The sequence below is a fragment of the Rhizobium hidalgonense genome, assembly GCF_005862185.2.
Taxonomy (GTDB): domain Bacteria; phylum Pseudomonadota; class Alphaproteobacteria; order Rhizobiales; family Rhizobiaceae; genus Rhizobium; species Rhizobium hidalgonense.
Map to the genome: position 1 here is coordinate 1,024,159 of NZ_CP054028.1, position 25,092 is coordinate 1,049,250.

Here is a 25,092-nt window from a genome sequence, read left to right on the forward strand (position 1 = left end):
CAGGGCGATTGCGCCGACCGCTGTAAGGTATGAGGTCTTAGACAAGTTTGGCACCTCCCCTTCCCGAATCCCTGATCCACATTGACAGCAGGAAGATCGCCGCGCCCGCATAGACCGTGCCAGCGGGGATCCACATCAACATTCCGGCCATCTGCTGATCCTCCAACGGCGTCAATCCCCATTCGGGTGCACTGGCTGTCTGCGCGACATAAAGGACCCGGGGGGAGAGAGCGATCAAAGCTCCGAGTACGCTGGTGTGCATCATCGTAACGAACAGATGCCACGCAGCAGCACCTCGTTCGCTACGCCATATGACCGCCCACCAAAATATAAGCGCGGTGATGAAGAAGGAGAGGTGCTGGAGCCTGTGCATCGCGATATTCGTCACCGATACGTCGAGCAGCATCGGCACATGCCAAGCCCATATTGCAACCGCATGTACGACCGTGGCGGTGACCCCGCCGGTAAACCGACTCCAAAGCCCACGGACCGGAGAAGCATTGAATGCCTGCGATGTCCAGCGCCGGGCGAACCTTGGCAACGACCACACACACATTGCAGCGGGTCGAGAAAGCACGAGAAGAGGAGCCGCTATGGCCATGATGATCTCGTGCTCGACCATATGAAAGGTGAAGAGGTGCTCTCCCAGCCAATGGATCGGTGAGACCAGAGCGACAGTCAGTGTTAACAAACCGGCGAAATAACAAACGATACGGAGAAGCGGCTTCGGCCTCCCCGGAGAAACGCGGCACAGTAATCTGCAAGCGCCTATCGCAAACATCGCGGCTAGCGTGCACAGAGGGACAACGACCCACGGATCGAAGGTCCACCCGTAAGAGACCGGATGCGCTTCCGCGCCGTGCGCAAAGGCCGTGCCCGCATTGGTGATCGTCACGACGAGGGCAATCAGCGTGCGCATGGGCTGAGCAGCAGGGGAGCCGCCCCCTGCAAAAAGAGGGCGAAAACAAAGACTGCCGTGATGGCTAGAGCGGTCTGGCCGAATTTTCTTTGGGAATCGCTCCAACTCCGCCAGCGATTGGCGGCAAAAAGGGCGCCTCCGATGCTGCCACCGGCAGCAGCGGTGCAAACCGCAAGTGTCCAGTTCGTGCGAGCGCTACAGTCAGCGTAGGGAAGTATCTGCCCGAGTTGGGTGGTCAAGGCCCATGCCACGGGGGCGATGGCAAAGCCGGCAAATCGAGCGGGTTGTGTTGTCATAGGCGTGGGACCCAGTAAATGCAGGCGTATATAGGCAACCACGTGGCAACGACGAAGTTCCAGTACATTGCGTTATCCGCAACATCGCCGTATCGGCGTGCGTTGTCGGCGTGGCGTGTGAACATGAGGCAGGTGAGCACGAGCGTTTCGATCAGGTCCGTCAGAATGTGGGTCGTATGCAGACCCAACATCAGCCAGACGATCGATCCATAAGCGTTCCGATCCCAACTCACATGCATAGCCGGAAACTCGAAAACGCGAATAATCAACGGCACGATCCCGAGCAGCGACATGATAACCAACCCGAAGCGAACCTTTGGCAAGTCATGCTTTTTCGCCCAGTGCGTAACCAGCATGTTTGGAGCGAGGCTCGCGACAAGCACGATCGTCATCAGCGTGCCCGCCGTCAGTGCCGGGACTGGGGTGGCGATCGGCCATTTGGGCGCAAGGCTCATCAGATAAAGATAGATCACGATTGCGAGCGCAAAACCCGTGCCTTCGATCAGCATGAAGGCGAGCGTTCCCCACCATGTCGGGCTCGCACTGCCGCTTGCGTGTGATGTCACGTCCGAAAGATCGAGGACGACGCGTTCTCTCATGACTCTTCCTCTGGAGCGCCCTTTGGCCAGAACCAGCCTGTCAGGGCGACGGCAACAGGGATCGATCCCCAGACGACTGCCCAGGGCGTAAAGATCGACCAGATCAGGACAATGGACGTCGCCACCGCCGCCCAAAGCGGCCAGATGGAGTGCGGGACCGATGATTCCCGCCCTTGCGGCGTCGCTGCGACAACAGCGGTCACAAGCAGCTCGCGCCGATCGACGCGAAGGCCCGAAGCCACCTGGAGTTCATCCTCGGTCCAGAGCGGCTCCCCGGAGTGCACAACGGGCATTCGACGGAAATTATAACAACGCGGCGGCGATGCAGTCGCCCATTCGAGCGTTGCCGCCCCCCACGGATTGGAGCCGGCCGCAGGACCGTTTCTCGCGCTTCGAAATATGTCGATGGCAAATAGCAGAAAGCCCGACGCCAGAACGAGTGCGCTCAGGCTGACCATCATATTCAGACCACTCCAGGGCAACTCGGGCTGGTAGGTGTAGACGCGGCGCGGCATTCCTGCGAGCCCGAGAATGTGCATCGGGAAAAAGGTGAGGTGAAAACCTGCGAAGATCAACGCAAATACCCACCGTCCGAGCGTTTCGCTCATCATTCGGCCAGTGATTTTCGGAAACCAGTAATAGATGGCACCAAGCAACGGAAATACGGCGCCACCGATCAGCACATAATGAAAATGAGCGACGACGAAGTAAGTATCGTGAACCTGCGTATCGAATGGCACGGAAGCTACCATTACCCCCGTCATCCCGCCGACGACGAATGTGATGATGAACCCGACGACGAACAAAAGGGGCGTCTTGAACACGGGCCGACCCATCCAAAGCGTTGCCAGCCAGCAGAAGATCTGCAGACCGGCAGGCACAGCGATCGCCATGCTGGACGCGGTGAAAAAGCTCTCACCCAACCGGGGCAGGCCCGCAACAAACATGTGATGCACCCAGAGACCGAACGCCAGAACGCCCGTCGAAATCAAGGCCATCACCATCGCCAGATAGCCGAACACCGGCCGTCCGGTGAATGTCGCGACGATGGTCGATGCCATCCCGACCGCCGGCAAGAAGATGATATAGACCTCAGGATGGCCGAAGAACCAGAAGAGGTGTTGCCACAACAAAACATCACCGCCCTCGGCCGCATTGAAGAAGTGGGTTCCGACCAGCCGGTCGAGGATAAGCGAAGAGCTGGCAATCATGATGGCCGGCATTGCCAAAATCACCATAAACGACGTCACCAGCATCGACCATACGAAAAGCGGAATGCGGTCCAGTGACATGCCGGGCGCACGCTGCTTGAAGATCGTCACCACCAGCTCCACGGCGACACAAAGCGCCGATATCTCGGTGAACGTGATCATCTGGGCCCAGATATCAGCGCGCTTGCCGGTGCCGTATTGCGGTCCTGCAAGCGGCACATAGGCGAACCAGCCAACATCAGGACCGGTGTCGATCGCAAACGCCACCCACAGCAAGATTCCCCCTGCAAGAAACATCCAGTAGGAAAATGCATTGAGGCGGGGGAATGCAATATTGCGAGTGCCGACCATCAATGGCACGAGATAGACCGCCATCGCTTCCATGACAGGAACGGCAAAAAGGAACATCATGTTCGTGCCGTGCATGGTGAAGATCTGATTGTAGCGGTCTGGCCCGATGAACCGGGCCTCCGGTTGCGACAATTGAAGCCGCATGAGCAGCGAGAGCACGCCGCCCATGAACAGGAAGACGAAAGCAGTAATAATATAGCGGCGGCCAATGATCTTGTGGTCGACGGTCGATACCGCGGCCCATAGACCGCCGCGAGTGTGCCAAATCGACGTTAGATGCCGGTCCAGCTCGGCTCTGTCGAGCGCGGTATCGCGAAGGTCTTTCCTGGGAGCATCATCCGCCATTATTTCAAGCTTTCCATATATGCGGAGACTGCACGCAATTCGTCGCTGGTGAGCGGCACCATCGGCATGTTGTTGCCGGGCTTGATCGTCTGAGGATCGGCAATCCAGGCTGCCAACGAGCCTCTGGTTCGCTCCATGAGACCGGCTCCGATCGTGTCCCGGCTTCCCACATGAGTAAGGTCAGGACCGGTGGTACCAGCGGATGGAGTTCCACGCACTCTATGACAGGCGGCACAGGGTTTTCCCAGAAACACAGCTTGCCCGGCGGTCGCCTCCGGCTCGGCAGGTTTGAGACTTTCCGCCCTTTGATCGGCCAACCATCGCTCAAAGGAAACCGCATCGTCGGCGATGACCGACATCGCCATGTGGCTATGCTGGATGCCGCAGAACTCCGCGCACTGTCCGCGGTAGACGCCCGGCGTCTCGGCGCGAAGGGCAAGCGTATTCGTTCTTCCTGGAACGAGATCCTGCTTGCCGGCAAGACTTGGCACCCAGAACGAGTGGACGACATCCGCGCTTTCGAGCCGAAGCAAAACCGTCCTTCCGACCGGAATATGAATCTCGTTTGCCGTCTCGAAGTCGGGTGTGCCATCCCGCATATAGGTGACGCGCCACCACCACTGTTCGCCCTTGACGGCAATCGCCATTGCCGCGTCACCGTCCCCATCGATCAGCCGGGTGGTATAAAAGCTTGCGACGGTGAGCCCTGCAATGATTAGAGCTGTTGCTCCGACGGCGGCAGAAACGATGACGGTCGCTCGATTGTCGGCACCCGCGTTCACCTCGGCCGCAACGCGACGTTTGCGCAACAGCGCATATGCGAGCACTACCATCACGGCGAGCCATACGAGTGCGCAAACCCATATCACCAAGAGCATCAAGTGTTTCAGGTGGATTGCTGAGGCGCCGTGCACGTCGAGCGCCGACTGGATGCCGGTGCATCCGGACAGGCAAACCGCAAACAACCCCATTAAAATGAGCCTTGCGATCACGGGTTCGGTCCCTGCTCAGGATCAACACCAACCGGTCCTTCGTCGAAAATGATTGCCGCCGGCGCGCGGTTTTCGGAAGGGCGCGTGTGTTTTGCATCATTGCGGCTCGGCGCTGATACCTTGGCGCTGTAAGCACCGATCGTTTGCACGTAGCCTGCGAGCTGCCAGATCTGTTCTATGGTCATGCGGTTTTGAAATGCCGGCATGCCATGCGGTCTTCCATCCCGAATGGAAGCAACGATTGAAACCATCTCGGGTCCATAGAGCCACCATCCATCGAGAAAAGAAGGACCGGCCGCGCCGCGCCCGTCACCGTGACAGGATGAGCAGCCGAACCAGGTGTAGAGACGTTTGCCTTGGCTCAGATTGTATGAGTCGTTTTCATAAGGTTGACCCAGAGCGAAATCGATCTCCGGCGGCGCTCCGCCGATGCCATTGGGCATCAGTCGGATTTGATCGAGTTCCGCGGTGATTGCCGGATCGACCCTGAATTTTCGCGGTTGGTCGATCCAGCCAAGCAGCGCCAATACCATGACCCCTCCCACTAGCAGAGAGCCCCAAGCCAGGACCCTGTATTTGTACGGCCCCTCCTTTGATTCCTGAGCAAGGGACTTGTGGGCGGAAGTCGGCGCCAACCGGCCGGCCGATCCAGATGACGTCGCCTTCCAGACGAACAAAGCCGTCAATGTTAGGCAGGCTGTCCATGCAGCCAGCCTCTTGCAACGATCCGATGCTCCTGCAGAACCATCGAACAACATTGTCAATCCCATCAGCGGTCAGTCGCAAGGGTTTTCGGCCGATCGTGTCACCACAACCGGCAATAGTTTGTATGAAGGCGTCTTGGACTTGGCGTCATGGTGATCAAGTGGAAATAGCGGGTTCGTTTCGGGATAGTACGCCGCACAGGAGCCCCTGGGAATATCGTATTCCACGACCCGCAGCGCGGTGACTTTTCGAACGGTCGCTTCATCAACAGCCGTCGTCAGATCGACGGATGCCCCGTTTTCGAGGTTAAGAGCCGCGATATCGCCGGCGTTCATGAACACCACCTTTCGCGTCCCCTCGACGCCACGAAATCGGTCGCCGTATCCGTAGATCGTCGTATTGAACTGATCGTTCGAGCGCAGCGTCGCGAGATGAAGGACATCGGACCTGGCCGCAGTGGGAAGCTCTGGAAACAGCCTTTCCGGCGTGATGAAATTGGCCTTGCCGTTCGAGGTGGCCCATTTCCGCTCGCGTGCTGGCAGCGGTCGGGGAAAGCCCCCGGGCTGAAACATCCGATTGTTGAAGTCCTTAAACGTTTCCGGATAAGTAGCCTCGATCGCATCTCGGATCCTGGCATAATTGCCGACCCACTCGTCCCATGGCACCTTGCCCTCACCTAAGGTGGCCTTGGCAATGCCAGCCACGATCGCCGGCTCGGAGAGCAGTTCGTCGCTGGCCGGCTTGACCTTGCCCCTGGAGCCGTGGAAGTGGGCAATCGAACTTTCCATCGAAACCGCCTGCGGCCCAGTCGCCTGTTGATCGATTTCGATCCGCCCGAGGCACGGCAATAGATATGCGATCTCGCCATGAATGACGTGGCTGCGATTGAGCTTGGTGGCGATGTGCACGGTCAAGCGTAGCTTCCGCCATGCGGCCTCCATTGCACCGGTTTCCGGGACGGCCTTGAGAAAATTCCCGCCAAGGCTGACGAACGCACGTGCTTCTCCGTTCATGATCGCCTTGCACGTCTCGACCGTGGAACGCCCCGTCCAGCGCGGCGGTTCGAAACCGTAAAGTTCGGACAACTTGTCGAGCGGTGCCAGACCCGGTTTCTCTGTGATCCCCACTGTTCGCTGCCCCTGCACGTTCGAGTGCCCTCTAACGGCGCAAATGTTTGCGCCGGGCTTTCCGATGTTACCGCGAAGCAGGGCAAGGTTGACCACCATATGCACAGTCTGCACGCCCATCAAATGTTGGGTCAGACCCATCCCATAAACCATTAGGACGGCATTCGAATTGGCATAGATTTCCGCTGCTTGCACCATCTGCTCGCGCGTCAGGCCGGAAATCCGTTCAAGCTCCGGCCACGCGTGCTGGCGCGCCGCGGCGGCGAAGGTTTCAAAGCCTGCGGTATGGTCTTTGATGAAGTCGTGATCGAGCACATGCGTCTTGTCGGCCGATGCCATGGATGCCGCAAAGGCGACCATCGCAGCATTCGAAGGGTCGGCAGGGCGGCCATCGTTTCCGGCAACCCTTGAATGGCCAGTCGCCTTCATAGCGTCATCCGCCTCGATCAGTGCCTTGCAAATTCCAAACAAAGCCGCGATGTCGCCGCCGTTTCGGACCTGATAGTACTGAGACGAGATCAGGGTCTCCGATCCGGTGAGCATTTGAGACGGCTTTTGAGGATTGACAAAACGCTCAAGCCCCCGCTCGCGCAGCATATTGAAAGTGACGATCCTGACCCCACGGTCGACGGCATCTTGAAGGTCGTGAAGAAGACGCGGGGAAGATGTACCGACGTTCTGTCCGATATAGAAAATGCAGTCGGTATTCTCGAAATCCGAAAGGACTGCCGTGCCGACAGACGCTCCGATACTTTCAGGAAGTGCGACTGAGGAGCTTTCGTGACACATGTTTGAACTGTCCGGCAGATTGTTGCTGCCATACATGCGCGCGAATAGCTGATACATGTAGCTGGTCTCGAGCGAAGCGCGCCCCGAAGTATAAAAATCAACTTCCTGCGGCTTCAGCGACCGAAGTTCTCTGCCAATCTCGTCAAACGCAGCTTGCCAGGAAACGGGGACATACCTGTCCGTGGTCGGATCCCATCGCATCGGATGCGTCAACCGACCCTGCTCTTCCAAGTCGTGATCCCGCCACTGCTCCAAATCCTTTAGGCTGTGGTTGGCGAAGAAGGGCCTATCGGCTCTCCGGCTTGTCACTTCCCATGCAGTTGCCTTCGCGCCATTTTCGCAGAATTCGAGCGGATGCGTCTTTGCAGGCTTGGCCCAGGCGCAGCTCACGCACATGAAGCCCTCGGGTTTGTTTTGCTGTGAGAGAACTCCCGCGCCACCCAGGGTTTTGTGTTCGCGCCTAAGGATTGCGGCAACCGATTTGGCCGAGCCCCAACCTCCGGCAGGTCCCAAGTAGCGTTTGATTTTTGGCGGAGATTTCGGATTTGCAGACATTTCTAGGCCCTCCGCTTCCCAGAACCTGAGACGTTGGCTTTTGTTCCAAGCCGTTTCAAAGAGACAGGCATTGAATCTTCCAACCCGGGGCTTCGCCTAATCTGGGATGCACCAAACGGCATCGATGAAGGAAGTTCTTTCAACTTATGGCGCTTGCTCGGGAATATTCGGCGCGCGGGAACGGTAGCAACCGCTCGCTACCGACCCGGTTTCGACGCCCCGCTTGTTCCGGTGACGTCACATCAGGCGGAAGGCCGCCATCGAGGGCGGCCTTCCATCATAAACCGTCGACTAGGCGGCCCTTTTGCCCTTTGGGTTTGCGGATGCCTGCGCAAGCTGGGTCAGTTTCTTGTCGGTGGCTACTTCTTCGGCGAGGTTTGCCTGGAGCAGCGGAACGGCATCCTTGAGACCGAGCTGGGTTGCCCAGGCGATGAGAGTGCCGTAACGGGCAATCTCGTAGTGTTCGACGGCTTGGGCCGAAGAGATGAGACCGGCATCCAGTGCGGGCGAGCCCTTGAATTCTTCCGTAATCTCTTCACCTTCCGCGATGATACCTTGAATTGCTTCGCAGGTCTTCCCTCGCGCGGGCTTGCCGAGAATCTCGAAAACCTGCTCCAGGCGTTCGATCTGCCCCTGAGTTTCGTCGCGATGCTGCAGGAACCCCGCCTTACCTTCTTCCGATTGGGCGGCACGAGCCATCTTTGGCAGCGCCTTCAGGATCTGTTTTTCAGCAAAATAGATATCCTTGAGCGTGTCAAGGAAAAGGTCATCTAGTGTCTTGGTCGTGGTAGTTGCCATGGATAATCCTCCTTATGGGCTTGCGTGGACGCAACCGTCGCGTGGTTTTGGCTGTCCCCTCACCAAAGTGCCGGCGCTCCGTCTCCGGAGCGCCGTCTCATTCCGGCCAAGGAACAGAGGCCGATCAGCGATACTGCCTCAGTCCGAGCGAGGCCCGGGCTGATCCGCAGGGAGGTAACCACGTGCGACGATAGTTGTTCCCGTGGACTTTGCTTTCGGCGTCAGGAAGGGGAAAAACCTCCACAAGGCGGCGATGTTTTATCAGGCCACCGTTCCATGATGGGCGACACTACCTTAGTCACTGCCCATGGTAACCTATGGTGACGTGCCCCTCGCCGCTGCCTGTTCCTCAAAGGTCCAGATCGGCGTCTTTAAAATTGCCGGTCCGCCCACACCAAAACGGGCTTGCGAGCGCGGCGGGTGCTACCGCGGCGCACGTTTAAAATGCCTCAGGCAATGATCCCGGCCGCGACGGCTGCATTTACGAATCGACTCCGTGCCGCCTCGACGCTGCCGTGCCGCGCAAGCGTGTGCAGGCATTTCACTTTTGCCGGTAGAGCTCGGTGTCGGATGCCGGCCAGCGGTTCGCCACCGATTGAAGAGCTGCATCTGGCCCGTCGATCCGCTCACGAACACAAGTACCGGTCATACCGGTGCCTGCCATATCACGCGAAAGTCGACATCGATGACTTTGTCCATGCCGGTCCTCCGTTCTTTGGTCGTCACGAAAGCACTATGCTGGCGGCCATAATGACCGCTAAGACGGCGCCCGCGCCGGCCAGCGCGAGCGAAAAAACCTCGCTTCCACCGCTCCGGGTCTCCTGGCGGGTTCCAAGCACGGCGATTAGACCAGCTAGCATCCATGATGCGAGAGCAAGTGTGCCGAGGAGAATCGCCCAGTGCGATCCGTCCATCACAACCTCCGTCATTCTGCAGGCCAACCGTGGTCTCCATAGGAAGTTCCCTTCCGCGGGAGACGGTAGGGTCGGAGACAATTCCACCGGCGACAGGAACTCAACCTTCCTAGGGCGGTTAGCGGCTCACCATGGAGCGAAAAGATGAATGGTGCGATTTCGGCAGTAGCGCTGCTATCGGCGGCATTGGTCTTCATTCACCCGACCCGCTGGGCAGCGGCCGGTGCACTCATTTTGAACGCAGCGGCGTCCGCGCATGGCTGGTGGGCATTTGCGTTCGGTTGACACCGCGCCCGAGCGGGCCGGACTCGCGGTACGAACTGGGTAGAGGCCTGCTGAAGATTTTTCCGGAGTCCAGTTGGCGAGAACCGTCCGTGTGGCGTTCTCGATCAGCTGAGATTCGTTTAGTCGCCGCTTCCGGGAAAGTAACGAGTTCCCTCCCGACAGTTTCCCACTCGCGCCAAGAAAACGGTCTTGTAGTCGAATGCAGGAGTAGGCAGAGGCTGTTTCAGCCTTTGCCGCATCTGACGTCGACCTGTCTTGTGTCCGGCAGCGGAACTCTTCGGGCGTAGCGTGGTTGGGAGGCCTTTAGCAAATCCTGGAAGGATTGCCTAATGATGGATGCGGAAGACGCGCAGGAGGACGATCTTAATCGCCTCCTCTTCGAGCCGAATGTCTCGATAAACGGGCCGGAGGCGATGCCGATGCCGCTCGCAGGATCGCGCTTGAGGTCAAGCTGTTCTCGCGGCATGCCGAAAGGCTAGCCTACTGCGTGGGGAAATCTTACGTCTATTCCGCCGGCGTCACGATCCTGGCCGCTTTCAACACATCCAACCGATACCTGACGGCGGACACCTTTCTCCTGATCCACGAAAGGAGAATAAGCGGGAGCTTCGAACTGTCCGGTCCGGTGACGGCATGCATCCAAATGGTCCAAGAAAAGCTCGCTATGCTGGAAACAGCTCAGTGGCTTGAGAAGGAGGGCTTTGACGAGTTGGTGAGGGGATGCAAAATGTCGTCTGATGAACTCTTTCAACGCGCCCGCACGAATTGCTACATGAGCGCGCAAGAAGCTCTGAGCTACGGCCTCATTGGCAGAATACTCTTATGACCTTCGAATCCTTAGGCGCGCAAGCGTCTCATCTGACTTGGAGGCGCGCCGTGCCCGGCGCGCCGAACGTCGTGAGATGGGTAACTACTTGTTTTCGGAGGCAAGATTGCCTGGTTTGAAGCTTCCAGGCTCGCGATCCCGCTCAGTCATTACCTTTGAACTCGTTCCTCCACCGTCTGGAATAGTGGTTGCGCTGTGATGAGCAGAAGACGACGTCTGTGGAAGCTCGCCATCTCCTCCTTGTTCGCGCTCGGCTTGCAGCCAATGTCGCACGTGCTCGCCTTCCGGCTTACCTTCGGCTTCCCATATCTCCTGCGCGCGGCGCCTGATGTGTTCAATATCCATGGCATCCTCCTTCAGTGACAACGGGCTCGAACTTGATCGAGTGCCACTTGTTCCGAAATAAGGATTATTCTTTCCTTTGTTGCTGCCCGGCAACGCCACTGTTCTGGACAACGAGCGCGTGGGGGACCAGGTGTCGATATGGCTGAGGTATGGTGGAGAGACATTTGCAGCAGGCACGAGAGCATGTCCTTTTGGGTCAGACATCTCGCGTGGTTTTGAACGATACCGGCAAGGAATCGCACTCGTAGCCGGTGACCAAAACGAGCGGAATCGGGAGTTCGGCAAACTTCCATGCCACGCGGCAGACCGTCACGCCGAGTAAGTTGATATCCAGACTCGCCGCATCCAGTTCGTCCGCGCGAGCTCAAAAGTATGCGGCAAAAATGGATTAGCGAGGTCTCAGCTTCCCTGGGCATCTTTTCAATTCTTGGGCCGAGATAGCACCTGGAGTGGGGATGTTTCTTGCAACGCTATCACAGCCCCTTAGTGGAAACCCCATCAACCGCTCGTATTCCTTTTCCGGAATGCCATAAGAGCCATGAGCCTTTCGAATAAGGCCGTCCCGATCCACGACAATCACCTTTCCTCGTATGGACCTGATGAGCTTCTCGCCTTCAAGAACGTGAAGCGCCCCGGTCACTCCTGGGCGCCGGACACCAAGCATGAAAGCCATGTATTCGTGAGTAAGACTAAGAGCTTGAACATCGACCCGGTCATTCAGCATAAGCAACCAGCGCGCCAGCCTCTGCTCTATTGAATATCGGCCGTTAGCCAGGGCCGTATAGCTGATCTGAATCGCGAGCGACCTCGAAAATGATGTTAAGAGCGATCGCAACCGCGGCGCCTTTTTCGTAAGACGGAGGAAACTATCGATCTCGATGCGCTGAGCAGTTCCTTCGATCTGAACCATCATTTTATAGGAAGTGTGCCAATCCCCCTCTAATAATCCGGTTCCGGTTGCGCCTTCACGTCCGATCAGGCCGGCCTCTACCTGTGAGCCATCCAGAGACAATGCAACAAGCGAAACAATTCCTGTTTCGATAAAAGAGAGCGCTGTTATTTCTCCAAACTGCCGTTCAAGAACCTCGCCTTGGACCAGCCGAACCGGTTTCAGATGTGGCTGGATGACATCAGATTCACGAGCAGAAAGTGCGGAAAGAATGAGGTTCTTTTGGAGCACCGGCGCCTTCTCGGCCGGGCGTTGGCACTCGGAAAGCGCAATGGAAATCGCGCCCCTGTCCAAGGGCTTATCAACGAAGATTCTATCCGCAAAGCGCGGAGGAACAACCTCTCGACTGTAGCCGGTAGCAAAGAAGAAAGGAACGTTGCGCCTCGAGAGCTCGTCGGCGACAGGAAACACCATCGTGCCGCCCAAGTTAATGTCCAGGATAGCAACCTCTATCTGAGGGAAATCTTCAATGTATTTCAGCGCCGTTTCCACGCTCGCCGCCGGCCCCACAACCTTCAATCCCATCTCGGCCAGACTTGAACCGAGATTGCTCGCTAGCGCGTAGTCGTCCTCGATCACCAGGACAAACTTCGGCGTGGGTCTGTCAAAAGCCGTATTCATTCCGGCTTTTCCTCGTGACATTTGTCTGTTTGCGTTGGAAACGTTCGTGACACCGCCCTGTTCCACGCCGCAATCGCAGCAGCGGGCAATGCAACGTGATGGCATGGAAGGTCCGTTGCCATGCCGGCTTCGCTGGCGCCTGGCGCCGGTCACGCCCGGACTCCGACCTCAGCGCGCGAGCAAAAGGGGCGAAAGACGCGGGCGGCCCTGATCAGCAATCAAGTGCGAGAGCGATCGAAAATAGCCGGACAAGACAACGTTAAGAGTCGAGCCGGTCACCTCATAGCGGCGGCGGCTCTACCATGTAGGGCCGACGGTGTCGGCGGCAAAGATAGACTTCCCGCTCGGGATTGGCCTCCATGGTAAAGCCGGAGCTTCGCAACATCGCTTCGACCGCCGCCTTATTCGGAATAAACCAGTTGGTTGGATCATTAGCATAGCGGTTTTCGACGAAGAACAATTTCGGAAAGTCCGGCTTATCAAACACTGCCCATTCCGCAAAATCATAATCCTCCTCCAGCAGATTGGTCCGCTCGTCGCCGCGTTGCAGGCATTGGAACAACATCAAGTCGCCCACTGCATGTTCGTATAGCAGATCGAGCGCCAGCAAAGGATGGCGCAAATGGTAAAATACGCCCATGAAGAGCACCAGATCGAAGGTTTCGCCCAGCGTCGGCACCTCGTAAACCGACATCTGCCTGAATTCGACCTCGAGGCTGAAATGAGCGGCGGCGAAGCGGGCCTGTTCGAGATAGCGTGGATCGGTATCGATGCCGAGCACCCGCCCGGCGTTGCGGCGCTTCATCTCCAGCGCATAAAAGCCCGCATTGCAACCGATATCGAGCACGCTGCGCCCGCCCAGGTCTTCCGGCACGACATGTTTGAAGCTCTCCCATTTAAAAGTGGGATAGTCGCCGAGAAAATGGTCTGGCGCGGTCTCGATTTCTCCAAGCCGGATATTCTGGAACCATGGACCAAGTTCGGTTACGCGGCGTTTCAGGTTCATCATCGCTTGCATCGATTTTCCTCAGCCCTGCTCGGTGGCGGCCTGCGTCTCAACTTCCCGCCGAGGGCGGCGAGGCGCTGTTGACTGCTGGCGTGCAAGGCCTCCGAGACTGTTGGTAAACCATTCGACGGTATAGCCGAGCCCTTCGGCGAGCGGCACGGTCGGCTGCCAATCGAGAAGTTCCGTCGCGCGGGAGATATCCGGACGGCGGCGCTGCGGATCATCCTTCGGCAGCGGCTTGTAAACGATCCCAGTCCGGACCGGTACCATCGAGCGGATCATTGAGGCAAGCTCGCTGATGGTGAACTCGCCGGGATTGCCAAGATTGACCGGCATACCGGGGTTGGGTCTTACGTCCATCAGAGCCATTAGACCACCGACCAGATCACTGACAAAGCAGAACGACCGCGTCTGCATTCCGCTTCCATAGATGGTGAGTGGTTTTCCCGACAGGGCCTGCACGATCAGGTTGGAGACGATGCGGCCGTCATTTGCCTGCATGCGGGGTCCATAAGTGTTGAAAATACGGGGAACCCGGGCATCGACTCGGCCGGCACGCAGCATGTCGAAGCAGAGCGCTTCGGCCGCACGCTTTCCTTCGTCATAGCAGGCGCGCGGTCCCGTGCAGCTGACATTGCCGCGATAGTCCTCCTGCTGGGGATGTTCGGCCGGATCGCCGTAAACCTCACTCGTCGAGGCCTGGAGGAAAGAGGCCCCATGCCGTTCAGCAAGCGCAAGCAGATTGCCCGTGCCGGCGACACAGGTCATCATGGTGTGGACAGGATCCGCCTGATATTGCGGCGGCGACGCCGCGCAGGCCAGGTTATAGATCTGGTCTAGCGGCTCCTCAATTTCCAGGACCTGACAAATGTCGTGTTTCATCAGCCGGAAACTCGGATGGTTCGTTAAGGGCCGCACATTTTCGGGCGAGCCGGTGATATAGCTGTCGACGCAAATGACGGAATCCCCACGGGCGAGGAGCGCATCGCAGAGATGCGAACCGACAAAGCCGGCTCCCCCTGCCACCAGAACAGTCTTGCCTTTTCCGCGACGATTGACTTGCAGCATCGGTGCTCTCCTCAGGCTGATATACGCTCATAAGCTCGGCTTGCCGGCAGTTCCGAAATGATCTGGGCGAGTTGCCCGGCGCGCGCCGCGCCGGTGTGGCCGTTCAACACCCGTCGTCTTGCAGCCGTCGCGATGGCGGTTCGGCTGGTGTCGTCAAGTTCGGTCAACACCGCCATGACATCGGCTGGTCCTTGTGCAATGATCGCTGCCTCGCCGTTCGGGAACAATTCATCGAGCCCTCGCCAAAAATCGCTGATAACCGGCGTTCCGCAGGCCGCGGCTTCGAACAGGCGCACGCTCGGTGACCAGCCGGCGACGATCATGTCGCTGCGTGTCACATTCAAGGTAAACCGTTGCCGGCTGTAGAAGCTTGCATGATCAGCAGGTGCCAAGTGCTCGATACGCTCGATATTGGCCGGCCAGTCGATCTCGGCGGGATATTGCGGTCCGGCGACAACAAAGCGCATGGAGGGCAGTTGACGGGCAGGCCCCAGAAGAAGCCGCTCCAATGTCGGCTGCCGGTCGGGGCTGTATGTTCCGAGATAGCCGAGGTCCCAGGAATGAGGCTCGCCGGTGTTGGCATAGCGGAGCTCGTCGACGGAGCAATAGAGGGCGGCCGCTTTCCTTGCGCCATATCTCCGCTCCAGCAGCGCCAGCACCTCCCCTCCGGAAAAGGAGAGATAGGCGTCGAAGCGCGGAACCTGCCTCAGCGCCAGATATTCCTCATCACCGCGGTCCAGTTTTGCCAGCGTGACGGGCGTGTCGATATCGTAGAAGCACAGAGTTTTTGGCTCGAGCGTGCAAAGTTTGTCGACAAGGGCCACACCATCGGGAACATAGGATCCGACGATCACTGCGTCGGCCAGGCGCAGCCTGTCTCGATGGAGTTGCAGCATGGCGTCGATGTCAGAATAATAACCGAGTTCACAGAAATCGGGCGAAGCGAGATCACGTTGGCTGGCATACCAGGGCACGTCCCGCTCGAGGAACAGAACCCGGTGGCCATCCTGGCGCAGGCCCTGGATCAGGGCCCGGTAGGTTGTGGCGTGGCCGTTTCCCCAGGACGAGGAAAGCGAAAGTCCGAGGAAGACGATGTCGAGCGATCGCGTCATTCGGCTGCCTCCATCTGCGCCCCAAGGCGAGCGCGGAGAAGTCTATCCACCGCTTCGGCACGATTGGTATAAGTGTGTTCTGTCAGCACGCGCTGGCGCGCCCTCTCCCCAATCTCACGCGCGGAGTGGCGAGACAGATCTGCGATCAGGTCGGCCACATCCTGTCCATCGCGGGCGACCAGGACTTCTTTGCCGGGCGCAAGGAAGTGTTCGATGCCTTCCCAATGGTCAGTGATGAGACAGGCACCGGCGCCGGCGGCTTCGAAGACCCGCGTTGCGGGCGAAAACCCGTTCTCCGCCATGCTGGCGCGCGATATGTTGAGAACTGCCATCGGGGTTACGTTGAAGGCGTTGTGATCCCGGGTCGGCACATGGCCGATATAACGGATATTTGGCGATATCAGCTTGTCCTGCCAGCCCGAGCCTCCCAGCAGAAACGTCCGGTCCGGCAGATGTGAGGCGGGGTCCAGGAAGAAATGCTCGACGCGCGCCTCCCGATCCGGCAGACGATTGCCGAGGAAAGCGAGATCGGCGGAGAAACGGCTGTCGAGCGGTACCGGATGATGCGTTTGCGGGTCCAAGGCATTGTAAACCGGCACGCAATCCGCCGCTCCGACGGAGCGATATGCGCTAACAACCGGGTCGCCGCCACCGTAGGTGAGTACCAGGCCTATCCGGGGAAGCGCTCGGCGCAGCGGATGATCGGGATTGTCCCGAAGCTCGGCGAGCGTGGCAGGTGCGTCGACATCCCAGAAGATCTTCAAGGCTCGCGGCCGGGCGTTGCCAAGCAGCTGTTCGAGCAGCAGGTCGTCCTCAAAACCGACGCCGCTTGCCTTGACGACGATATCGGCATCGGCCGCCTTTCTGCAGACAGCCTTCAATGCCTCGATCGTGCCCTCGTAGACAACGACCCGACACCAGTCCGGCGGATCGATGTCGCGGTTCTTCTGCCGGTCGTAGACATCAGGCTCGTAGAAGGTGATATCATGCCCCTTCTCCGCCAGCGCCCGCAGCAGTCCCCGATAATAGGTGGCCGCACCATTCCAATAGGCGGAGAGGAGGCTCGAACCATAAAAAGCGATCTTCATTCGGCAGCCTCCTGAGAGTGAAGGCACATGGTCACCCGGCTCGTGCCGCACCGTGCCAGGACCGCGAAAAGCTCGTCGACGCGGTGCCGGCAGGTATGGCGCGCCTTGATCGTCTTAAGGCCGGATGCTGCCAGACTTGCAGCCCAACCGGGGTCCAAGAGCACGTCCCGCAGATTTCGCTTCATCTCCTCGCCATCACCAGCGAGAAGATAGTCCTGGGCTGGCGTGAAGAGGTTCTCGGCGTCGTCCCAAGGCGCTGAAATCAAGGGTATTCCGCAGGCGAGCGCCTCAAAGACGCGGATCGTTGGAATGCCCGGCAGACGCTCGACATAAGGTCGTCGCGGAATGTGCACCGTGACCTTGTGTCGGGCGAAGGCGAGGGGAACATCCGCATTGGCGATCCATCCGCCGTAGACGATACCGGCCTCGCTCAGGGCGTCAAGCGCATGATCGGGATAGCGGACGCCGCGAACCGTCGTGTTCAGACCGAGCGATTTCACCGGTCGGACGAGGAACTCGAGAAGTTCGGCGGACCTTTCATCGTCGCCCCAATTGCCGATCCAAATGAGATCTCCGGTTCTTTCCGCGTCCGGTATCGGTCGAAACAGAGCGTCGTCGGCTGCTTCATGCCATGTAAACACCGACTTTCCCCAGCCGGCGCGAAGATAACGTTCCCGTAACGTCTCGCCGAATGCCAGCACCCCGTCGTAATCGTCGAGGGCCAGTCCCGCAGTGTCGCCCTCTGCCGAGACCGCCCGATGATGCGTGTCGTGAAAAAGCAGCGTGAATGTGGCGCCATCGCGCCTGATACGGCCGAGGCGCGCAACCAGATCCGGTTGCGTCCACTCGTGAACGATCACGACATCAGCATCGGCAAGCGCCGCGTCGTGATCGAAGTCCTTGCCGTAGATTTGCGACCGGTGCTGCGGAAAAGTCTGGTGAAACCTCTCGATCGCCGCCGATCCCTGCTCCCTCACAAGGTTGGCACGGCTCCAGGCATCTTGCGGTTCCAATGCGAGCGCCTCATGACCTCGGCGCTGAAGGTCGCGCACGACTCCGCGGAGAAAATGTGCGTTGCCATGGTTCCAGTCGGAAATCAGCGAATGGGTATAGAAAACGAATTTCATGATTACTCCGCTGCTGTTGAAAAGACGTGGCCAGGCGCGCCGGAATAGATCCTGCACATCGCCGCCGCCTGGGCTTGCAGGCTGAACCGAGCCGATCGCTCTTGCGCCTTCAGCCCCAGCGCAATGCGCTGTTGCGGGTCATTGGCAAGGCGGTTGAAGGCATCGGCGAAAGCTTTCGGCTGATGAGGATCGGCAAACAGAGCGGCATCCTCCCAGATCTCCCGATAGGTGGGGATATCTGAAAGCACCAACGCCGCGCCCGCCCTCGCCGCTTCGAGAGCCGCCAGACCGAAAGGCTCGTAGATGGATGGTGAAGCTACGATGGCCGCCTTCCGCGCCAGGGCCATCATTCGCCCATGCGGCAACTCACCGCGATAGTCGGCATTGCGAAACTGCAAATATTGGCCTTTGGGGCCATAGTTTGCACCAGCCGCAACCACCGGCCAGCGCGTCATCTTTGCCGCCGTATCCAGCGCGGCGCCGTTTTTCCCCTCGTCCCACCAGCGGCCCGCTGCTACGACGATATCCAATTTGGGCTGGTTGGACGGATCGAGCCCGCTCGAATTATAAACGATATTGAGGTTCGGGATCGGCCCATAGGCCAATTCCATCGCTGCGGCATGGCTGCCGCTTGGCGCGATCACGCTGTCCGCACGTGCAAAACCTGCGCTGTTCAGCCGGTATTGCCATTGCCAATCCCGCGGCACATCGCTACTGCGCACGGCCGCAAACCAGGTCACGACACACGAGTGGCAAACCACCATCACCGGCAGGTCCGTTTCAATGCCTGCGGCCTGCGACGGCAGATTGAGATGTAGAAGATCGGCCCCTTCACGACGGGCGAGATCGGCGATCAGGCGTGGCACCCCTGCAACCGCCTTCTCGTCCTGCTCCATCCAATCGAGCGGCGCGTCCAGCCAGACGAGCGTGCCAAGCCGGTTCGCCTCCGCGATCTTCTCCTTGGCCGGGACCGGACCAAGGCCCGCGAAGACGACCTCGATGCCGCTTGGCTTCAAGGCCGACGCCAAATCCATGGCGTAACGCCAGACACCGCCTACCGCGTCGACCGTCATCACCACGCGGCGGCTGTTGCTTCGTCCCCGTCCGGTCATGCCGATGCCTTCCGCTTCTCGCTACGACGCTGCTGGCCGCCGAAACGATTGGCGATCAGCCATTCGGCCAGATGCCGGAGCCCCTTCTTCCATCCGATGCCGACCATCCAGCCGGTTTCGCCTTGAAGTTTTCGGGTATTGGCGACGAAATAGAACTGGTCGCCGGCCCGCCACGGGCCAAAACTCGTCTCGACCGGACGTCCGGCAAGATGTTCAATCTCGCACAGCACTGAAAGCACGCTGACGGCATTGCGCGGTCCGCCGCCAAGGTTGAAGGCCTGTCCAGAGAGCCTGCCCATATTGGCATGCAACAACCGGTAGGCAGCGACGGCATCGTCCACATGCAGGATATCCCGCACCTGCTTGCCGCTGCCGTACACGGAAATCGCGTCGCCGCCGAGCGCTCGGATCAGGAAATGCGCCACCCAGCCCTGGTCTTCGGTGCCGAACTGGCGCGGACCGTAAATGCAGCTCATCCGAAGGACGGCAGCCGGAATGCCATAGGACTTGGCGTAATCCAGGACATATTGGTCTGCGACACCTTTCGAGCAGCCATAAGGCGTGCAGAAATCGAGTGGCCGATCCTCGGCGATGCCTTGTGCCCGCAGGAACTCGTCTTCGGGGATGAAACGATCATCGAGTTCGACCATCCCGAGATCGTCGAGCGCGCCATAAACCTTGTTGGTGCTTGCGAAGATGACCGGCGCCTGTCTGCCTGCCTTGCGCACCGCTTCCAGCACATTGAGGGTGCCGCGCGCATTGGTCTCGAAATCGCCAAGCGGATCGGCAATGCTCGTGGTCACCGCCGTTTGCGCGGCAAAATGGTAGACAGCCTTGGCATCCTTGAAGGCGGCTTCGATACCCATCAGGTCGCGAACGTCGGCAAGCACCGGATGCACCCGCGCGCCATGACGTTCGATCAGCCATGAGAGGTTTTGATCGACTCCCGATCGTTCGAGATTATCCAGGATAATGACGTCTTCGCCGTCGTTCAGCAGACTGTCGGCAAGGTTGGATCCGACGAAACCGCTGCCGCCGGTCACGACCACAGGGGCCGCATCCGAGGCGACATGCGGGGCAGCGAGGGCGGCAACGTCCTGCAGTCGGTTGACGCCTCCTTCCATCAGAAGACGGGCCAGAAGCTTCGGCTTGTTGTCGTGGGTCACTGCCCCGAGGTGATAGTGCCGCGGATCGAACCACAGACCTTCCTGAACCGGCACATCCGGCGGCACATCGCACCAGGAATACCAGTACATGCGGTCGGCCGGCACGTTGAGTGCCTTGATGAAGCGTCGCGCCTGTTCGATCTCGTCGCTGCGCCAGGTCGAGTAGCCGGCTTCGGTAATCCATATCTCGGCATCTGGATTATAGCGGCCGATAATCCCTCGCATCTCGCCAAGATGCATGTCCCAGCCGCCCCAGGTGGCTTCCTCGCTGTCCCAGGTTCCGGGAAAGCCATGAAAACCGACAGCATCGACGACACCGAGCACACCGCGCGCGCCCATCAGATTGAGCCAGTAGGGATCGAAGGGGCATGGGCCGCCGAGCACCGGCTTATAACCTCGCTGCTTTGCCCAGTAAGCCGCACCGCCCACCATCTCGCAGAAGAGCAGGAAATCACTGTCGTGGCGCCAGTCCCAGTCGAGCAGGTTGTTCGGTTCGTTCCAGAGCTCGATATATCGGAAATAGCGACCATAGCGCGTGAGGATGTGGTCGACGAAATCGGCGTATGCTTTGAGGTCGACCGGCGGACCGGAGGATTTTCCCGTCCGCGACAGTGAAGGCGGCGTATAATGTATACACGGAAGGAGGTCGATTTCTTTGCCGACGCGAGGGATCAGCCAGTCGAACCATTCCTCGCCGCCGGGCGCGAGATATTCGGCCCAGGATAAATGCGTGCGTAGATAGCTTGCACCACTTGCCAAAATGTCGGGAAGCACTGCCTCCGTGCGTTGATGCTCTCCGGGACGGAACCACTCGACGAAACCGAACGGCCTCTCCTGTCGGCGGACTTGTCTAGAACCGGCGTTCCTCATGAAACCAGTCCCCGCTCTTCCAGTTGCCGCTTCATCTCGGCGCCGCGATCGACTGCCCCTGTCTGACGGACCCATTCAGCGAATGGAGCGAGAGCATTTTCCAGGCGATATTTCGGTTCGAAGCCGAGGAGTTCCCGCGCCTTGGAAATATCGGCAAAGCAATTCCGAATGTCTCCCGAGCGTGCCTTGTGCATGATCTCAGGGCCAATGTCGGGTGTGCCCATGGCGTCAGCGAGAAGCATCGCAACATCGGCAATCGAGTAGGCCTGGCCGCTGCCGATATTGATCACGTGGCCGGAGGCTGCCGGCTTTTCCAGAGCCAGACGAAAGGCAACAGCCACATCGCGCACATGGACGAAGTCACGTCGCTGCCTGCCATCCTCGAAGATCATCGGCGGCTGGCCGTTGGCGAGGCGGGAGCCGAAATTTGCAAGCACGCCGGTATAGGGATTGGAAAGCGCCTGGCCGGCGCCGAAGACATTGAAAAGACGAAGCGCAACGGCATCGAGGCCATAGGCTTCACCATAGATCAGAACCTGCTTCTCCTGAGCGTATTTCGTCAAAGCGTAGATTGAAGCGAGATCGACCGGTTTCTCCTCGTCGGTGGCGACCGGTGTCAATGGCTGATCGTCGGGCCCAAGCGGATCCCAAAGGCCGCCTTTGATGTGATCCGCCCGCCGCCGAACATATCCGAGCCGCAGGCCGCTCGCCGTCGAATAAAGTCCTTCCCCATAGACGCTCATCGAAGAAGCGACGACGATCTTTCTCACGGGCAAGCCGATCATGGCTTCCAACAGAACAGCCGTTCCGAGATCGTTGGCGCCGACATAGCGAGCAATTTCGTACATCGATTGGCCGACACCAACCTCAGCTGCAAGATGAATGACGCCCGCCACATCCCTCAGGGCTGCGCGGACGCCATCCTTGTCTCTGACGTCGCCCCGCACGACTTGCGCCCCTTCCGGCACGCTGGCGTCGGCGTCGGCATGCACCTGGTCGATCATCGCATCGAGAATGCGCACATCGTAGCCGTTTTTCAGAAGCTCTTCAGCAACGTGGCGGCCGATGAAGCCGCACCCGCCTGTTATCAAAATTGTCATTATTGCATCCGCTCGGTTGAACAAAACATTTCGGAGACGGCGGCCGAACCGAGCGTAGATGGAAAAGTTCCTTCATCAATGACATCTTTATTGACTTCATCATCTATGACTTCTTTGACTTCCCTCGGAACTCTGGGGAGGGCCCGCAGTTCGAGGATGCCACACTGGAGGACATCTGATGGACACTGCGGCAACATCCACAACCGAACTGATGAGGGCCGTCATCATACGTGGTGCCGGACGCGTATCGATCGAGACGAGGCCTTTGCCGACCCCTGGTCCCGGCCAGGTCAGGGTGAAACTGGAAGGCTGCGGCGTCTGCGCCTCGAACCTCACGCCCTGGGCGGGGCCTGATTGGATGACGTTTCCCACCGAACCGGGTGGACTGGGCCACGAGGGCTGGGGCGTCATCGATGCCATGGGCAGCGGCGTTGCGGGCCTTGAGGTCGGGGACCGGGTTGCGGCTCTTTCCTATCATGCCTACGCCACGCACGACATAGCCGATGCCTCGACGGTCGCGATGTTGCCAGAAGAATTGGATGGCAAGCCGTTTCCGGGCGAACCGCTCGGATGCGCAATGAATATCTTCGGCCGCAGCAATATCGAACGCGGCCAGACCATCGCCATCATCGGCATCGGTTTTCTCGGCGCCCTCCTCACCCGGCTTTCAGCAACAGCGGGCGCGCGCGTGATTGCCATTTCCCGGCGGGCCTATTCCCTCGAAGTTGCAAGAAGGATGGGGGCGGCCGAGACCATCGCCATGGACGATCATTGGCGCATCATCGAGAGCGTCAGAGAATTGACCGAAGGAAAATTCTGCGACTGCGTCATCGAGGCGGTCGGAAAACAATGGCCGCTCGACCTTGCGGGCGAGCTGACGAAAGAACGGGGGCGGTTGATCGTCGCCGGCTATCACCAAGATGGCCCCCGCCAGGTCAACATGCAGCTTTGGAACTGGCGCGGGCTCGATGTCATCAACGCCCATGAGCGCGACCCTGGCATCTATATGAAGGGCATTCGCGACGCCATAGAAGCCATAGGTCAAGGGCGGATCGATCCGGAGCCCCTCTATACGCACGTCTACCCACTGGAAGGGCTGGACGAAGCGTTGAATACCACGCGGGATCGTCCTGACGGTTTCCTCAAGGCCTTGGTGCAATATTTATGAACAAGTTGATTTCGCTACATCAGACCACTGCCGTCAAGCAATTGAGGCTCGGCTTTCTCGGCGTGGGATGGATCGGCCGACACCGGATGAAAGCCATCCTCGACAGCGGCCTGGCGCAGGCCATCGCGGTCGTCGATCCGTCGGCGGAGATGGTGCGGGAGGCTCAGGCGCTCGCTCCCGATGCGAGGATCGCCGCGGGTCTCGACGATTTGCTCGACGATGAGCTCGATGGCATCGTGATCGCGACACCGAGCGCCAGCCATGCCGCGCAGTCCATCCACGCGTTAGAAGCCGGGGTGGCCGTCTTCTGCCAAAAGCCGCTTGGTCGAACCGCATCCGAAGTAAGGGCCGTTGTCGACGCCTCCAAGGCGGCGGACAGGTTGCTCGGGGTCGATTTTTCCTACCGCCATTCCCAGGCCATGCAGCAGATCCGTCAGCTTGTGCGCTCGAACACCCTTGGGAAAATATTTGCCGCGGACCTGACCTTCCATAACGCCTATGGTCCTGACAAACCATGGTTCTACGACAAGACTTTGTCCGGCGGCGGATGCGTCATCGACCTCGGGGTCCATCTCATCGATCTAGCCTTATGGTGCCTCGACTTTCCATCCGTCGTCGCGGTGTCCAGCGAGTTGCGGGCAGGCGGGAAAAGACTTGGCGAAAACGCTGAGGTCGAGGATTTCGCGACGGCGACGCTTACGCTCTCCGGTGGCGAAGTCCTGCGGTTGACATGTTCCTGGCGACTTCAGGCTGGCTGTGACGCAGTGATCGGCGCTGACTTCTTCGGAACTGAAGGAGGCGCCTCCTTCAGGAATGTCGACGCGTCCTTCTATGATTTTACCGCCACAAGACTATCCGGCACATCGCGTGAGACCCTGGCCCTGCCGCCGGACGACTGGGGTGGACGGGCCGCGGTGGATTGGGCAAGAAAACTCGCTCAAGGCCAGCGCTTCGATGCCGGGTGTGAACAGTTCGTCGCGGTCGCGGCGGCAATTGATGAGATATACCGCGCAAGCCGATGAAATTCATAAGCGACGGATGATCGTGTCGCGGGCCAGTCGAATTGGAACGCTAGGTCCCTTTCATGAGTCCATAAATGACAATTGTCGCATAAAGAATGAATGCGACGACACCCACGATACAGATCAGGACCAGGGCGACCCTGCCGGCATTGAGCCTGGTGCGCTTTCCTGAAGATGATGACGATTGTCGCTGGATCGGATCTTTATCCCTCTTCCTCATCGGATCTGCTCCTTTGCCGGCATGGGTGCTTTTTCGTCCGGTTCGCCGGGATGCGCCATTTTTGAATTGTCATGGCCCGTTCCCGAGCTTGAGGGCCCGCCTTTCCTCACCTCCGTGACGGCGCACCCCTCTGCGGAAGATTGATCTCCTGATCAAGCTCGTCTTTGAGCTCGTCGTGTCGATTGCGTGCTGGCGCGGCTTTTTTCCGCGTGGTTCCGGCATCCGCCACACGGCGACCGTCATCGCGGATGCCGGCGTCGCTTCCCGCTCTTGCGTCATTTTCAGGCGGCTGGATTGTGCCGGATTGTATTTTTGCTCTTTTGTCCATGACATCCTCTAAACTGCCCCTCGAAAAGGTCTTCTCGAGAGCGCGACCCGCGCCGCGTATCAAACAATCGGCAGTAGC

General features: G+C 59.0%; 19 protein-coding genes and 1 pseudogene. 3 read left to right on the forward strand and 17 right to left on the reverse strand.

The genetic code is table 11. The features are described from left to right. Positions 1 to 37: 37 nt before the first annotated feature. The 7 genes from FFM81_RS26035 to FFM81_RS26065 form a co-directional block, all read right to left on the reverse strand. Entirely contained in the window at positions 38 to 919 is an 882-nt protein-coding gene (locus tag FFM81_RS26035) for a cytochrome c oxidase assembly protein (protein WP_138386194.1), read from the reverse strand. Between the two features lie 292 nt (positions 920 to 1,211). Continuing rightward, positions 1,212 to 1,814: a cytochrome c oxidase subunit 3 gene (locus tag FFM81_RS26040; RefSeq protein ID WP_025418472.1), complete on the reverse strand. Its 603-nt coding sequence runs from the start codon at positions 1,812 to 1,814 to the stop codon at positions 1,212 to 1,214. Next, positions 1,811 to 3,721 (reverse strand): cytochrome c oxidase subunit I, encoded by a 1,911-nt coding sequence (gene ctaD / locus FFM81_RS26045; RefSeq protein ID WP_138386195.1) that lies wholly within the window; start codon positions 3,719 to 3,721, stop codon positions 1,811 to 1,813. The genes FFM81_RS26040 and ctaD overlap by 4 nt, the downstream gene beginning before the upstream one ends. Continuing rightward, positions 3,721 to 4,692, reverse strand: coding sequence for a cytochrome c oxidase subunit II (coxB, locus tag FFM81_RS26050; protein WP_173883884.1), 972 nt, complete (start codon positions 4,690 to 4,692; stop codon positions 3,721 to 3,723). Before coxB ends, ctaD begins: the two co-directional genes overlap by 1 nt. A 17-nt stretch (positions 4,693 to 4,709) precedes the next feature. After that, positions 4,710 to 5,246, reverse strand: a complete 537-nt coding sequence (locus FFM81_RS26055) for a c-type cytochrome (RefSeq protein ID WP_138386196.1) — start codon at positions 5,244 to 5,246, stop codon at positions 4,710 to 4,712. A 243-nt stretch (positions 5,247 to 5,489) separates the two neighbouring features. Further along, positions 5,490 to 7,889 (reverse strand): FdhF/YdeP family oxidoreductase, encoded by a 2,400-nt coding sequence (locus tag FFM81_RS26060; protein WP_138386197.1) that lies wholly within the window; start codon positions 7,887 to 7,889, stop codon positions 5,490 to 5,492. 291 nt (positions 7,890 to 8,180) lie between these two features. Continuing rightward, positions 8,181 to 8,687 carry a YciE/YciF ferroxidase family protein gene (locus FFM81_RS26065; protein ID WP_138386198.1) on the reverse strand — a complete coding sequence of 169 codons (507 nt, stop codon included), beginning with the start codon at positions 8,685 to 8,687 and terminating at the stop codon, positions 8,181 to 8,183. 1,617 nt (positions 8,688 to 10,304) lie between these two features. On the opposite strand from FFM81_RS26065, the pseudogene FFM81_RS26070 reads away from it, so the two are divergent. Then, a pseudogene (locus tag FFM81_RS26070) lies at positions 10,305 to 10,712 on the forward strand (ATP-dependent Clp protease proteolytic subunit); the annotation flags it as partial. An 84-nt stretch (positions 10,713 to 10,796) separates the two neighbouring features. On the opposite strand, the gene FFM81_RS26075 reads toward FFM81_RS26070, so the two are convergent. From FFM81_RS26075 to FFM81_RS26120, 10 genes are all read right to left on the reverse strand, one after another. Then, on the reverse strand, positions 10,797 to 11,057 hold the full coding sequence (locus FFM81_RS26075; RefSeq protein ID WP_138386200.1) for a DUF2934 domain-containing protein: 261 nt from the start codon (positions 11,055 to 11,057) through the stop codon (positions 10,797 to 10,799). 388 nt (positions 11,058 to 11,445) lie between these two features. Next, positions 11,446 to 12,627, reverse strand: a complete 1,182-nt coding sequence (locus FFM81_RS26080; protein ID WP_138386201.1) for a helix-turn-helix domain-containing protein — start codon at positions 12,625 to 12,627, stop codon at positions 11,446 to 11,448. Positions 12,628 to 12,907: 280 nt separating this feature from the next. Continuing rightward, positions 12,908 to 13,636: a TIGR04290 family methyltransferase gene (locus FFM81_RS26085; RefSeq protein ID WP_138386258.1), complete on the reverse strand. Its 729-nt coding sequence runs from the start codon at positions 13,634 to 13,636 to the stop codon at positions 12,908 to 12,910. A gap of 18 nt (positions 13,637 to 13,654) precedes the next feature. Then, complete coding sequence (locus FFM81_RS26090; RefSeq protein ID WP_138386202.1) at positions 13,655 to 14,701, reverse strand: UDP-glucuronic acid decarboxylase family protein; 1,047 nt, start codon at positions 14,699 to 14,701, stop codon at positions 13,655 to 13,657. An 11-nt stretch (positions 14,702 to 14,712) separates the two neighbouring features. Continuing rightward, positions 14,713 to 15,813: a CgeB family protein gene (locus FFM81_RS26095; protein WP_138386203.1), complete on the reverse strand. Its 1,101-nt coding sequence runs from the start codon at positions 15,811 to 15,813 to the stop codon at positions 14,713 to 14,715. After that, the gene (locus tag FFM81_RS26100; protein WP_138386204.1) at positions 15,810 to 16,901 is read right to left on the reverse strand and encodes a CgeB family protein; all 1,092 of its coding nucleotides are present in this window, start codon (positions 16,899 to 16,901) and stop codon (positions 15,810 to 15,812) included. Before FFM81_RS26100 ends, FFM81_RS26095 begins: the two co-directional genes overlap by 4 nt. Then, positions 16,898 to 18,028, reverse strand: coding sequence for a CgeB family protein (locus FFM81_RS26105; protein ID WP_138386205.1), 1,131 nt, complete (start codon positions 18,026 to 18,028; stop codon positions 16,898 to 16,900). The genes FFM81_RS26100 and FFM81_RS26105 overlap by 4 nt, the downstream gene beginning before the upstream one ends. 2 nt (positions 18,029 to 18,030) lie before the next feature. Further along, positions 18,031 to 19,101, reverse strand: coding sequence for a glycosyltransferase family 4 protein (locus tag FFM81_RS26110; RefSeq protein ID WP_138386259.1), 1,071 nt, complete (start codon positions 19,099 to 19,101; stop codon positions 18,031 to 18,033). Between the two features lie 35 nt (positions 19,102 to 19,136). Then, the gene (locus FFM81_RS26115; RefSeq protein WP_138386206.1) at positions 19,137 to 21,176 is read right to left on the reverse strand and encodes an NAD-dependent epimerase/dehydratase family protein; all 2,040 of its coding nucleotides are present in this window, start codon (positions 21,174 to 21,176) and stop codon (positions 19,137 to 19,139) included. Beyond that, a complete protein-coding gene (locus tag FFM81_RS26120) occupies positions 21,173 to 22,276 on the reverse strand; it encodes an NAD-dependent epimerase/dehydratase family protein (RefSeq protein ID WP_173883850.1) in 1,104 nt (367 codons plus the stop codon). Before FFM81_RS26120 ends, FFM81_RS26115 begins: the two co-directional genes overlap by 4 nt. Before the next feature lie 178 nt (positions 22,277 to 22,454). On the opposite strand from FFM81_RS26120, the gene FFM81_RS26125 reads away from it, so the two are divergent. Both FFM81_RS26125 and FFM81_RS26130 read left to right on the forward strand, forming a co-directional pair. Continuing rightward, positions 22,455 to 23,444, forward strand: a complete 990-nt coding sequence (locus FFM81_RS26125; protein ID WP_138386207.1) for an MDR/zinc-dependent alcohol dehydrogenase-like family protein — start codon at positions 22,455 to 22,457, stop codon at positions 23,442 to 23,444. Beyond that, positions 23,441 to 24,466: a Gfo/Idh/MocA family protein gene (locus FFM81_RS26130; protein WP_138386208.1), complete on the forward strand. Its 1,026-nt coding sequence runs from the start codon at positions 23,441 to 23,443 to the stop codon at positions 24,464 to 24,466. Before FFM81_RS26125 ends, FFM81_RS26130 begins: the two co-directional genes overlap by 4 nt. Positions 24,467 to 25,092 lie beyond the last annotated feature (626 nt).